Genomic DNA, 12,339 nt, shown 5'->3' with positions numbered 1-12,339 from the left:
TTTCGCTTGCCGTAAGCGCCACCTGGACCTACATTATTCTCCATCGGTACGCGTTGTGCCGTACGGGACTGACGAAAGACCCGGTGAGACTGACTTCGGCAGGGCTCCATCAAGCGCTGCTCTGAATTTCCAAGCTTTCCGTTTCTTGTTGACTTCTCGTTTATCCGCGCCTGCCGGAAACGGGATGGCGCATCCAACCAGCGGAAAGGTTTCTCCATGCGCGAGAACGGCACCATTAAATTCTTCAACCATGACCGTGGCTTTGGCTTCATCACTCCGGAAAACGGTTCCAAGGACGTTTTCGTCCACATCACCGCATTCGAGCAGGCCGGTATCGGAACGCCTGTCGAAGGCGCGAAGATCTCCTTCGTTGCTGAAGACGACCGTCGCGGTCGCGGCAAGCAGGCTGCTCAGCTCGAGCTGCTCTAAGGTTTCAGGCTGCAGCCTCCGTCCGGGGACGGCTGGCGCGGATTGAACAACGAAAAACGGGACCGAAAGGTCCCGTTTTTTGTTTGTTTTTGAGGATGAAACCAAGCCTCGTATCTTCACCCACTCAGCGCGGCCGATTTGTTCATCCTCATCCTGAGGAAGCGCAAGAGCGCTGTCTCGAGGGATGGGCGGCAACCTCTTGAACAAGTGGCCCATCCTTCGAGACGGACCTGGCGGTCCTCCTCAGGATGAGGCTCAATGTGCGGAAAAACTCCAGGTCGCCACACGCCTTACGCCATGCAGTCCAGCAGTTCCTTCTCGCCAATGACACCGACGATGGAGCCGCTTGCTTTCACGACGACCGGATCCTTGCTGGACTTTTTCAGCTGGGCGACTTCACGCACCGAAGCGTCGGCATCGCAGGTCAGGGCGCTGGCGAGCGAGCCCGGCAAGCTGCCCGGAGGCACCATGATGTCGCGCGCGCGCAGCACGTTCAGCGGGTTCATGTGGCTGACGAATTCAGCCACATAGTCGGTTGCCGGCGACTTGACGATTTCCTGCGACGTGCCCAGCTGGATCACCCGTCCACCTTCCATGATTGCGATGCGCGAGCCGATCTTGGCGGCTTCATCGAGATCGTGGCTGACGAAGATGATGGTCCGGTTGAGTTCCTTCTGCAGGTCGAGCAGTTCGTCCTGCAGCTTGTCGCGGATGAGCGGGTCGAGAGCCGAGAACGGTTCGTCCATCAGCAGAAGCGGCGCGTCGGTCGCAAAGGCGCGAGCGAGGCCAACGCGCTGCTGCATGCCGCCCGATAGCTCGTGTACATGCTTTTCGCCCCAGCCGTTCAGGCCAACTAGCTTGAGCTGCGCCTCTACCTTTGCGGCTCGCTCCTTTGCGGGCATGCCGGCAAGCTCCAGGCCAAAGCCGACGTTTTCCGCCACCGTGCGCCAGGGCAGAAGACCGAACTGCTGGAACACCATGCCGATCCGGTGCCGGCGCAATTCCCTCAGATCGTTTTCAGAGCAGGTTTCCGGATTGACGTAACGCTTGCCGTCATGAACCTGCACTTCACCCCGGATGACCGGGTTAAGACCGTTGACGGCCCGGAGCAGCGTCGACTTGCCGGAGCCGGAAAGCCCCATCAGCACGATGACTTCGCCTTCGTAGATGTCGAAGGTCGCACCGGCGACACCGAGGATCTGGCCGGTTTCTGCCTGGATTTCCTGCCGGGTCTTGCCGGCATCGATCATGGGCAGAGCCGTGTGAGGCTTTTCGCCGAAAACGATGTCGACGTCCTTGAAGGAAACGACGGCCGATTTGTTGGTCTCGCTCATCGTTTGCCTCCCTCTTCGGCGCGGAAGAAGCGGTCAAGCACGATGGCGATCAGGACGATACAGACACCAACTTCGAAACCTTGGGCGATATTCACCGTGTTCAGGGCGCGCAACGTCGGCACGCCGAGGCCGTCCGCACCGACAAGGGCGGCAATCACGACCATCGACAGCGACAGCATGATCGTCTGCGTCAGGCCAGCCATGATCTGTGGCAGGGCGTAGGGCAGCTCGATTTTCCAGAGCAGCTGCGATTTGGTTGCTCCAAAGGCCTTTCCGGCTTCGATCAGCGCGGTTGGCGTCGAGGAAACGCCGAGCTGCGTCAAACGGATCGGAGCGGGAATGGCAAAGATGACCGTCGCGATGAGACCCGGCACCATGCCGAGACCGAATAGGATCAGTGCCGGGATCAGGTAAACGAAGGTCGGGATGGTTTGCATCAGGTCCAGCACGGGACGAAGTGCGGCGTAGAACCGGGGGCGATGCGCGGCCAGCACGCCGACAGGCACGCCGACCACCATACAGACCACGGACGCGGCAACCACCAGCGCCAGGGTTTCCGTCGTTTCTTCCCAGTAGCCCTGGTTGATAATCAGCAGCAGGGAAATTGCCACGAAAGCCGCAAAGGATATGGTCCTGTGGACCAGGTAGCCTATGGCGACGGCGACAACAACGATGACCAATGGATGCGGCGTCTGCAGCAACCAGAGGATTCCGTCTATCAGCGTTTCGAGAATTGCCGAGATTCCGTCAAACACCCAATAGGCGTTGTCGGTGAGCCAATCGACCAAGGTGCGCGCCCACGGCCCGATCGGCAGCTTGTGTTCTGTGAGCCAGTCCACGCCACTGCTCCGGTATTATTGTTCTTGGAAAACCAGTGGCGCCGGGCAGGAGACCCGCACCGGCGCCAGATTTTGGTCAGCGATCAGAGACCGAGAGCCCCTTTGACGGCCGCGAAACTGTCGCCGCCATCAAAAGTCTTCACGCCGACGAGCCAGTTTTCGAAGGTTGCCGGATGCTCCTTCAACCAGGCGGCTGCCGCTTTGTTGGGATCCTCACCCTCGATCAGGATGGCACCCATGATCTCGTTTTCCATGGGCAGCGAGAATTCCAGGTTTTCAAGCAGCTTGCCGACGTTCGGGCATTCCTTGACATAGCCGGCACGCACGTTGGTGTAGACGGTGGCTCCGCCATAGTTCGGGCCGAAAATGTCGTCGCCGCCTTCAAGATACTTCATCTTGAAATTGGCGTTCATCGGGTGCGGTTCCCAGCCGAGGAAGACGATGTCCGCCTCGCGGCGGTTTGCGCGGGCGACCTGCGCAAGCATGCCCTGCTCGGAGGATTCCACCACTTCGAAACCTTCCAGTTCGAAGAGGTTTTCATCGATCATGCCGATGATCAGGCGGTTGCCGTCGTTGCCCGGCTCGATGCCGTAGATCTTGCCGTCGAGATCGTCCTTGAACTTGGCGATGTCCTGGAAGCTCTTCAGGCCTTTTTCGTAGGTGTATTCCGGAACGGCAAGCGTGTACTTCGCGCCTTCCAGATTGGCCCGGACCGTTTCCACGGAGCCGTCTTCGCGATAGGCCTTGATGTCACCTTCCATGGTCGGCATCCAGTTGCCGAGGAAGATGTCGATGTCCTTGTTCTTGAGCGACGCATAGGTCACCGGAACGGACAGGATTTTGACTTCCGGCTTGTAGCCGAGCGCTTCCAGGACGACCGAGGTTGCGGCGGTGGTTGCTGTGATGTCAGTCCAGCCGACGTCGGAGAAGCGAACCGTCTGGCAGCTTTCCGGATCGTTTGCCAGGGCGGTTCCCGTGAGCATCAGCCCGAGCGCCAGGCCTCCAGCGAGTTTCGCTGCTACTTTCATATGTATACCTCCTATGGAAAGTCTGTTTTCTTGTTTTTCTGCAGGGCATGGGGTGTCAGTGTGGTTCTAACGCCCTCAGTTTCCTCTGCCCACAGCCTGCCTAACCTAGATCCAAACATCCACGGGAAAAAATTGCAAGTTTTCATTGATTGACTGATCAATTAAAAATAAAACTTGGATGTGAGACGAACGCGGCAAGGCGCATTCAGAGGCTCTTGGGAAGGCTTTTCCTTCTCCTTGACGCTGCTGCACCATGATCGTGACGATTGGTAACCGGACTTGTTCTTGTCCGGATGTGCCGCCGTCTGATCATCGCCAGAAACGCTGAGCCGAATTCTTCTCTCGCCCTGTGTCGGAGGTTGAAATGCCCAAGGTCGGAATGGAAGCGGAACGGCGGCGCAGTCTGATTGACGCGACGGTCGATGCCATACACGAACGCGGCTACAGCGACGTGACCATGGCGCAGATCGCAAAGCGCGCAGGCGTTTCCGGCGGTCTTGTGCATCACTATTTCGGCTCCAAGGACCAGTTGCTTGCCGCAACCATGCGCCATCTCCTGACCGAACTCGGCCGGGCGATCCGCGAGAGCCTGGAAAAGGCGGAGACCCCGCGCGAGCGTATTTCGGCAATCATTGCCGGCAACTTTGCAGTCGACCAATTTCAGCCCGCCGTGATCGCGGCCTGGCTCGCCTTCTACGTTCAGTCGCGTACCACCGACAGCAACAATCGTCTTCTGAATATCTATTCGGCAAGGCTTGCCTCGAACCTGACCCACAATCTGAGGGCCTTCATGCCTCAGGACGAAGCACGCCGGATTGCCGAAGGCACGGCGTCGATGATTGACGGCGTCTGGATCCGGCAAGCCCTGCGCGACGGCAAGACCGACCGGCCGGCCGCGATCGAGCTGGTCGAGGACTATGTGGAAACCCAGATTGCCGTCCACCTGGCGCGCAACACCAAGAATTGAGCAGCTAGGATCAACATGAGCGACCAGTTCGACTTCATCATCGTCGGAGCCGGATCCGCCGGCTGTGCGATGGCCTACCGCCTGTCGGAAGACCCGAGCAACAGGGTGCTTGTGCTGGAATTCGGCGGCACCGATGTCGGTCCGCTGATCCAGATGCCGGCTGCCCTGTCCTACCCAATGAACATGCCGCTGTATGACTGGGGGTACACCAGCGAACCGGAACCACATCTGGAGGGCCGGCGCCTGGCCACACCGCGTGGCAAGGTGATCGGTGGGTCGTCCTCCATCAACGGCATGGTGTATGTGCGTGGCCATGCCTGCGACTTCGACACCTGGGAAGAGATGGGTGCGAGCGGCTGGGGGTATCGCCATGTGCTGCCGTACTACAAGCGCCAGGAGCACAGCCATGGCGGCCAGGACGGCTGGCGCGGCACCAACGGTCCGCTGCATGTCCAGCGCGGAACAAAGTGGAACCCGCTGTTCGACGCCTTCAAGACAGCCGGCGAGCAGGCGGGCTATGGCGTGACCGCCGACTACAATGGCGAGCGTCAGGAAGGCTTCGGCGACATGGAAATGACGGTCCATCGGGGCCGGCGCTGGTCTGCCGCAAACGCCTATCTGAAGCCGGCACTGAAGCGCGGTAACCTGACCCTGATCAAGGGGGCTCTCGTGCGCCGGATTCTGATCGAGGACAAGCGCGCGGTCGGTGTGGAATTCGAAACCGGCGGCGAGGTCCGCGAGGCAAAAGCTGCCCGCGAAGTGATCCTGTCGGCGTCTTCCATCAATTCGCCGAAGATCCTGATGCAGTCCGGCATCGGCCCGGCGGCGCATCTTGCCGAAATGGGGATCGACGTCGTGGCCGACCGGCCGGGCGTCGGTGCCAACCTGCAGGATCATCTGGAGCTTTATCTTCAGCAGGCCTGCACCCAGCCCATCACGCTCTACAAGCACTGGAACCTGTTCTCCAAGGCGGTGATCGGAGCCCAGTGGCTGTTCCTGAAGCAGGGTCTTGGTGCATCGAACCAGTTCGAAAGCTGCGCTTTCATTCGCTCCAAGGCGGGCGTGAAATATCCTGATATCCAGTATCACTTCCTGCCCTTCGCCGTGCGCTACGACGGACAGGCAGCAGCCGAAGGTCATGGTTTCCAGGCCCATGTCGGACCGATGCGCTCCAAATCGCGCGGCCGTATCAAGCTGACCTCCAGCGATCCGAAGGCCAAGCCGTCGATCCTGTTCAACTACATGTCCCACGAAGACGACTGGGAAGACTTCCGCACCTGTATCCGCCTGACCCGCGAGATCTTCGGCCAGGAGGCGTTTGCCCCCTATCGTGGCAAGGAGATCCAGCCGGGAGACAGTGTGCAGAGCGACGAGGACCTGAACGGCTTCATCCGCGAACACGTGGAAAGCGCCTATCACCCATGCGGCACTTGCCGGATGGGGGCGAAGGATGATGCCATGGCCGTGGTCGACCCTGAATGCCGGGTAATCGGCGTTGACGGGCTTCGTGTTGCCGACAGTTCCATCTTTCCGCAAATCACCAATGGCAATCTGAATGCCCCCTCGATTATGGTCGGGGAGAAGGCATCGGACCATATTCTCGGCAAGACCCCGCTGCCCGCGGCCAACCAGGAACCGTGGATCCACCCGGACTGGCAATCCAGCCAGCGATGATCCCCGGCAGTCCAACGGCAGACACACAGATCAAGGAGCCAACCCATGCGCGCCCAACCGCAAGCGTCCCATTATGTCGGCGGCTCATATGTCGAGAGCCAGAGCGGCACTCCCTTTGACTCGCTGTATCCCGCAACCGGAGAAGTCATCGCGCAGATCCGCGCGGCCGACGATGCCGTGATCGAGGCGGCAATCCGCTCTGCCCAGGAAGGCCAGAAGGTCTGGGCGGCAACACCAGCAGCCGAACGCGGCCGCGTGCTGCGCCGGGCGGCCGAGATCCTGCGTGAAAAGAACCGGGAACTCTCCATTCTGGAAACGCTCGACACCGGCAAGCCCTTGCAGGAAACCTTGATTGCCGATGCTGCGTCCGGCGCCGACTGCCTGGAATACTTCGGTGGTCTGGCCGCAACGCTTACCGGCGAACATATCGATCTGGGCGGCTCCTTCGCCTACACCAAGCGCGAACCGCTCGGCATCTGTTTCGGCATCGGCGCCTGGAACTATCCGATCCAGATCGCCTGCTGGAAGTCTGCTCCCGCACTCGTTTGCGGCAATGCCATGATCTTCAAACCCTCGGAAGTCACCCCGCTGAGCGCCTTGAAACTGGCGGAGGCCTTTACCGAGGCCGGTCTGCCCGCTGGTGTCTTCAACGTGCTTCAGGGCTTTGGTGATGTCGGTGCAAAGCTGGTCGCTCATCCGGCCATTGCCAAGGTTTCGCTGACCGGCTCTGTCCCGACTGGCGCCAAAGTGGCAGCCCTTGCGGGTGAGCATCTGAAGAAGACAACGCTGGAACTTGGCGGCAAGTCCCCGCTGATCGTGTTCGAGGACGCTGACATTGAAAACGCGGTGTCCGCCGCGATCAATGCCAACTTCTATTCCACCGGGCAGATTTGCTCCAACGGGACGCGTGTGTTCGTTCATGAAGCGATCAAGGAAGCCTTTGTGGCACGGCTGGCTGAACGCACCGCCAAGGCGGTTCTGGGCGATCCGCTGGACGAGGCAACCAATATTGGTCCGCTTGTGTCCAAACAGCAGCTCGACAAGGTGCTCCACTACATGCAGATCGGTCAGGATGAGGGCGCCCGGCTGGTGTGCGGCGGTGGTTCAGCCTCTGTCGCCAGCTTCCCGGACGGCTATTTCGTGCAGCCGACCGTCTTTGCCGACGTGAAGGACGACATGCGCATTGCCCGCGAGGAAATCTTCGGCCCGGTGCTGAGCGTGCTCGACTTCACCGATGAGGACGACGTCATCGCCCGAGCCAACGACACCGACTTCGGCCTTGCCGCGGGCGTTTTCACCAGGGACATTCAACGGGCGCACCGGGTGATCGACCAGTTGCAGGCAGGCACCTGCTGGATCAACTCCTACAATCTGACTCCGATCGAAATGCCTTTCGGCGGCTACAAGAAGTCGGGCATCGGCCGCGAGAACGGCCATGCCGCGATCGAGTATTATAGCCAGACCAAAAGCGTTTATGTGGAAATGGGCGGTGTAGAGGCGGCGTTTTAAGGCGCTGCTTCTCGTTCCACATAGAACAGCTTGGCCCAACCTTCGAGGCGGCGTTTCCTGCTTCTTCAGGACAGGGCTGGCGTGTGTGGTTCAATCAAGCTGCCTGTCATTCCATGCGTCTTTATCCTGAGAAGCCGCGCAAGCGGCGTCTCGAGGGTTGGGCCGGTAATCCTCGATGCCCAGTTGCCCTTGGTTCGATAGTTTCCTTGGGCCAATCGAGAGCATTTCCCGCCATTCGGTTTTTTGCCGATTGAAGTTTGATCTCCGGTGCCCGAGATATTAGCCAGAGCGTTTCACGGAGCCCCGATGAACAAAGCCTTTCTTGACCCAGCCCCGCGCACATACGCGCCTCATGTCTATCTGCTTGCCCGTTCCAGCAGAGGCCCTTCCTGTGCGCCGGAGACACTCAGCATCGACCAGCTGAATTCGTGGCTCTTGCATGAAGCGACGCGGATCGATGATGTCATGCTGATGTTCGAGGAGTTCATGTGGCGCTGCAAGGCTGCAGGCCTCGCCATCGACCGGGCAACGCTGCATATCGGTACCCTGCATCCGCGCGTCATCGGTTTTTCCTGGGTCTGGAACAGTCAGGACTATTTCTGCGACGAGGTTGCCGCAGATGCCAACGCGACCAAATCGGAAGCCTTTACCCGCAATCCGCTTTTCCACGTCATCAACGAAGGCCAGACCATCAAGGTCGATCTGGAAAGCGAGGAAGGCGCCAATTCCGCTCCGCTGATGCGCGAACTTGCCGATCAGGGATACACGACCTATGTCGCCCTGCCGCTCAGTTCCTCGCACGAAAAGCGGAATGCCATGACCTTGGCAACCCGCAAACCCGGTGGGTTCCCTCCGGCGGAAAAAGACCTGATCCGCAATCTGATCGACCTTTTGGCGCTGCACATCGAGCGCCACATCGTTCAGCGGATTGCCCGCAACGTTGCCGACACATATCTCGGGCCGATCGCCGGACAGCGCGTGCTGGACGGCGAGATCAAGCGCGGTGATGGCGAGGCCATCAAGGCGGTGGTCTTCATGGCCGACATGCGCGGCTTCACTCAACTTGCCGACAGGCTGAGCGGACCGGAAGTGACGGCTATCCTCAACGCCTATTTCGACAGGATCTCGGACGCTGTGCTCAACCACGGCGGCGATATCCTGAAATTCATGGGCGACGGCATTCTGGCCGTATTCGATCAGAAGACATTTGGTGAAACAGCGGCGGCGAACGCCGCCGTGAAGGCCGCCAAGGCTGCACTGGAGGCCATTGACGAGCTGAACCGCAATCCACCCGAGGATCTTCCCGACCCGATCCACTGGCACCCCCTGAAGATCGGTATCGGCCTTCACCGGGGTGAAGTCTTCTTCGGAAATGTCGGTGGTGAGGAACGGCTCGACTTCACGGTGATCGGCCGCGCCGTCAATGAGACCAGCCGGGTGGAATCCCTGTGCAAACCCCTCGGCCGCGCCTTGCTCCTGACAGAACCGGTACGCGCTGCTCTTTCCGGCGACCTCCAGACCGGCCTCAATGCCATGGGCGAACATGCCCTGCGCGGCGTCGGCAAACCGGTTGCCATTTTTGCGGCCTAGTATGGAACGACTTTGAAAACCGATACAGGTCCGGTGAGGGGGCTGCGAAAACGGTAATGCGCAGCTCTTGCCTCAGTCCGTTTTGGTCCTGTCCAGCAACTCGGCCTCATAGGCCTTGGCGACGCGCAGGAAGCGGGCGTGGGCGTAGTTCATGGCCAGGATAAAGCCCCACCAGCCGTATTTGCGGTACTTGCGCACGAAATAGGCCTTGAAGAAGCTCACCGGGAATTCGGTCAGGAGGCGGCTTTTCGGCAGCTTGCGGCCGCGGGCGCGCATGTCGTCCACCTGCATACCGGAATAGCGATTGTATTTGCCGACCTGAAAATCCAGTGACCGGATGGACCGGTGCGCCATGATGCCGGAAAGGTTCGAGATGTGCGCGCCTTCCTCGGGCCGGACCGTGTCATGAACCGTCGAGGCAGAGAACCGGCCCTTGCGCCGGTCGTAGAGGCGGATCTGATGATACCCGTAGGCCCAGGGGGCAGGGTCGGTTTCATGGGCATAAAGATCGCGGATCATGATGCGCCAGCCATCAGCATCCGCGTAACTGCCGTCTGCGAATTTGGCTTTGATTTCCGCGGCGAGGCCCGGAGTTACCTCTTCGTCGGCATCCAGATTGAGCAGCCAGTCGTTGCGGCACTGGTCTTCGCCGAAACGCTTTTGCGGACCGTAGCCAGGCCAGTCGTTGCGGATGACCCGCGCGCCAAGTTGTTCGGCCACGGCGACAGTCTCGTCCGTTGATCCGCTGTCGATGACGATGACCTCGTCCACCCAGCCAATGACACTTTCGATCGGTCGGGCGATCCGGTCGGCCTCGTCACGGGCGATGATGAAAACGGAAAGAGGCAGGCGGTCGGTCATGAAAGGTCCGGCGTTGGGTTGCTCGGCCGGAAATGCTCCGGCGCGACTATTTAGCCGTGCCGGAGCCCGAATTGAAGGCGCGAAATCAGGATTTCACGCGGGCAAACAGAGCATCGAGGCCATGAAGCGCAATCGTGGCGCCCTCCAGCGTGCCGTTAAAGCCGGGTGCATTGAGGTTTTCCAGCTCAAGTCCGTTCAAGGTGACGGTGGCCGGTTCGGTGCCAAGGTTGAAGGCACACAGCACGGTCTCACCCTGATGGCTGCGGGTGAAGACCAGCGTGTTGTCCTGGCTGTCCAGAAACACCATGTCGCCCTTCTTCAGGGGCTCCTGAGCCTGCCGCCAGGCATAGAAGGCCCGGTTCCGGTTCAGGATGGAGCTTTCGTCCTTGTCCTGTTCGAAGGCGGCAAGCGCCAGATGATCCTGCGCGACCGGAAGCCAGGGCTCGGCTTCGGAGAAACCGGCGTTGCTGTTGTCTTTCACCCAGGGCATCGGTGTCCGGCAGCCGTCGCGGCCCTTGTATTCCGGCCAGAAGCGAATGCCGTAGGGATCCTGCAGCTTTTCAAAAGGAACTTCAGCCTGCGGCAGGCCGAGTTCTTCGCCCTGGTAAAGGCAGGGGGTGCCGCGCAGCGAGGCGCAGAGTGCGGTTTCAAGCGGTGCGAACCGGGCAATGTCCAGATCCTCGCCCCAGCGGCTGGCGACCCGCTTCACGTCGTGGTTCGACAGCGCCCAGGAAGCCCAGCCGGAGCCGATGCCGGCGTTCATCTCTTCCACGATCTTTCGGATGTAGGGCGCCGAATGTTGAGGCGTCAGCAGGTCGAAGCTGTAGGCCATGTGAATGCGCTTGCCGGCTTCCGTATAGGACGCCGTCAGTTCCACGGCCTGTCCGTCCGCACCGATTTCACCGACGGACGTCGTGCCCGGATATTTGTCCAGGAGCGCGCGCAGCTTCTCAAGAAACAACAGGTTTTCCGGTTGGGTCTTATCGTAAAGGTGATCCTGATAGCCGTAGGGGTTGGTCGGATCGACGGTGGACGGCATTTCAGTCGCGCTCAGGGGTGGGTTGTCCCGGAGCTGCTTGTCGTGGAAATAGAAGTTCACCGTGTCGAGACGGAACCCGTCGACACCGCGGTCGAGCCAGAACCTGGCGGCACCCAGAACCGCGTCCTGAACCTCAGGGTTATGGAAGTTCAGATCCGGCTGGCTGGTCAGGAAATTGTGCATGTAATACTGGCGCCGGCGGCTGTCCCATTCCCAGGCCGGGCCGCCGAAGATCGAAAGCCAGTTGGTCGGCACCGTGCCGTCCGGCTTGGCGTCGGCCCAAACGAACCAGTCGGCCTTGGCATTGTCGCGTGACGAACGGCTTTCGACAAACCATGGATGTTGGTCGGAGGTGTGCGAAATCACCAGGTCGATGATCACCTTCAGGCCACGCGCATGAGCGGCAGCCAGCATGCGGTCGAAATCGGCAAGCGTGCCGAACATCGGGTCGACATCTTCATAGTCGGAGACATCGTAACCGAAATCATCCATCGGCGAGGTGAAGAAAGGCGACAGCCAGATGGCATCGACGCCCAGCGAGGCAATGTAGTCCATGCGTTCGCTGACGCCGTTGAGGTCGCCTATGCCATCACCATTGGTGTCGTTGAAGGAGCGCGGATAGATCTGGTAGATCACCGCTCCACGCCACCAATCCGGGTCATTCTTCATGTCTGACGGCACATCAGCCTCCAGGCCCGTTTCGGCTTCTTCGAACATTGCCGGTTGTCTCCGTTCCGCTTCTGAGGCGGTCTTTATGGGTTTCAAAGCGCTTTGAATGGCTATATCCAGCGCCTTGTCAGGTCAAGTGAACAGTGTTGAAAAAGTCGTTCGGCAATTGCTTTCGGTAAGCGATGTGTGAATTGCGTCGCACATGTGGAACGGGGAGGATGAGCACATGCAAAAACCGGCCCTGCGAGGCAGGACCGGTGGAGCTACTGAAAAGGAACGAAACACGATTTTGTCCGGAACGCGCATTTCCTACATGGCTTAAGTGACAGGGGTGTGACCATCTCATTAAGTTTGCCTGCTCCGGGCCTCGCTGAAGACGGAAGCCCCCGACATGCCGCGC

10 protein-coding genes are annotated in these 12,339 nt (G+C 59.9%); 5 read left to right on the top strand and 5 right to left on the bottom strand.

The annotated features are described in order from the left end of the window. Positions 1-216: 216 nt before the first annotated feature. On the top strand, positions 217-429 hold the full coding sequence (locus HCG46_RS11895) for a cold-shock protein (protein ID WP_006934329.1): 213 nt from the start codon (positions 217-219) through the stop codon (positions 427-429). A 290-nt stretch (positions 430-719) separates the two neighbouring features. Here HCG46_RS11895 and choV read toward each other — a convergent pair whose 3' ends face one another. The 3 genes from choV to HCG46_RS11880 all read right to left on the bottom strand — a co-directional run bounded on the left by choV (position 720) and on the right by HCG46_RS11880 (position 3,630). Then, positions 720-1,763, bottom strand: coding sequence for a choline ABC transporter ATP-binding protein (gene choV, locus HCG46_RS11890; protein WP_023002218.1), 1,044 nt, complete (start codon positions 1,761-1,763; stop codon positions 720-722). Further along, positions 1,760-2,602, bottom strand: a complete 843-nt coding sequence (choW, locus tag HCG46_RS11885; RefSeq protein ID WP_055657561.1) for a choline ABC transporter permease subunit — start codon at positions 2,600-2,602, stop codon at positions 1,760-1,762. The genes choV and choW overlap by 4 nt, the downstream gene beginning before the upstream one ends. An 83-nt stretch (positions 2,603-2,685) precedes the next feature. After that, positions 2,686-3,630 (bottom strand): choline ABC transporter substrate-binding protein, encoded by a 945-nt coding sequence (locus tag HCG46_RS11880; protein ID WP_023002216.1) that lies wholly within the window; start codon positions 3,628-3,630, stop codon positions 2,686-2,688. A gap of 364 nt (positions 3,631-3,994) precedes the next feature. On the opposite strand from HCG46_RS11880, the gene betI reads away from it, so the two are divergent. The 4 genes from betI to HCG46_RS11860 all read left to right on the top strand — a co-directional run bounded on the left by betI (position 3,995) and on the right by HCG46_RS11860 (position 9,370). Beyond that, positions 3,995-4,597 (top strand): transcriptional regulator BetI, encoded by a 603-nt coding sequence (gene betI, locus HCG46_RS11875; protein ID WP_023002215.1) that lies wholly within the window; start codon positions 3,995-3,997, stop codon positions 4,595-4,597. Between the two features lie 15 nt (positions 4,598-4,612). Beyond that, positions 4,613-6,271, top strand: a complete 1,659-nt coding sequence (gene betA / locus HCG46_RS11870; RefSeq protein ID WP_023002214.1) for a choline dehydrogenase — start codon at positions 4,613-4,615, stop codon at positions 6,269-6,271. Between the two features lie 45 nt (positions 6,272-6,316). Continuing rightward, positions 6,317-7,780: a betaine-aldehyde dehydrogenase gene (betB, locus tag HCG46_RS11865; protein ID WP_168686367.1), complete on the top strand. Its 1,464-nt coding sequence runs from the start codon at positions 6,317-6,319 to the stop codon at positions 7,778-7,780. A gap of 306 nt (positions 7,781-8,086) precedes the next feature. Continuing rightward, a complete protein-coding gene (locus HCG46_RS11860; protein WP_023002212.1) occupies positions 8,087-9,370 on the top strand; it encodes an adenylate/guanylate cyclase domain-containing protein in 1,284 nt (427 codons plus the stop codon). A gap of 72 nt (positions 9,371-9,442) precedes the next feature. Here HCG46_RS11860 and HCG46_RS11855 read toward each other — a convergent pair whose 3' ends face one another. Further along, complete coding sequence (locus HCG46_RS11855) at positions 9,443-10,231, bottom strand: glycosyltransferase family 2 protein (RefSeq protein WP_168686365.1); 789 nt, start codon at positions 10,229-10,231, stop codon at positions 9,443-9,445. Between the two features lie 85 nt (positions 10,232-10,316). After that, complete coding sequence (locus tag HCG46_RS11850; RefSeq protein WP_055657568.1) at positions 10,317-11,987, bottom strand: alpha-glucosidase family protein; 1,671 nt, start codon at positions 11,985-11,987, stop codon at positions 10,317-10,319. Positions 11,988-12,339: the final 352 nt, after the last annotated feature.

It is taken from the genome of Labrenzia sp. PO1 (assembly GCF_012273635.1).
GTDB lineage: Bacteria > Pseudomonadota > Alphaproteobacteria > Rhizobiales > Stappiaceae > Roseibium > Roseibium algicola.
Note: the sequence above shows the minus strand (reverse complement) of the source record. Positions and strands in the feature narration are given on the sequence as shown.

What these genes read in the sequence shown, in the direction of transcription:
- HCG46_RS11895 (WP_006934329.1), top strand. Translation starts at nt 217, where the DNA reads ATGCGCGAGAACGGCACCATTAAATTCTTCAACCATGACCGTGGCTTT.
- choV (WP_023002218.1), bottom strand. Translation starts at nt 1,763, where the DNA reads ATGAGCGAGACCAACAAATCGGCCGTCGTTTCCTTCAAGGACGTCGAC.
- HCG46_RS11880 (WP_023002216.1), bottom strand. Translation starts at nt 3,630, where the DNA reads ATGAAAGTAGCAGCGAAACTCGCTGGAGGCCTGGCGCTCGGGCTGATG.
- betI (WP_023002215.1), top strand. Translation starts at nt 3,995, where the DNA reads ATGCCCAAGGTCGGAATGGAAGCGGAACGGCGGCGCAGTCTGATTGAC.
- betA (WP_023002214.1), top strand. Translation starts at nt 4,613, where the DNA reads ATGAGCGACCAGTTCGACTTCATCATCGTCGGAGCCGGATCCGCCGGC.
- betB (WP_168686367.1), top strand. Translation starts at nt 6,317, where the DNA reads ATGCGCGCCCAACCGCAAGCGTCCCATTATGTCGGCGGCTCATATGTC.
- HCG46_RS11860 (WP_023002212.1), top strand. Translation starts at nt 8,087, where the DNA reads ATGAACAAAGCCTTTCTTGACCCAGCCCCGCGCACATACGCGCCTCAT.
- HCG46_RS11855 (WP_168686365.1), bottom strand. Translation starts at nt 10,231, where the DNA reads ATGACCGACCGCCTGCCTCTTTCCGTTTTCATCATCGCCCGTGACGAG.
- HCG46_RS11850 (WP_055657568.1), bottom strand. Translation starts at nt 11,987, where the DNA reads ATGTTCGAAGAAGCCGAAACGGGCCTGGAGGCTGATGTGCCGTCAGAC.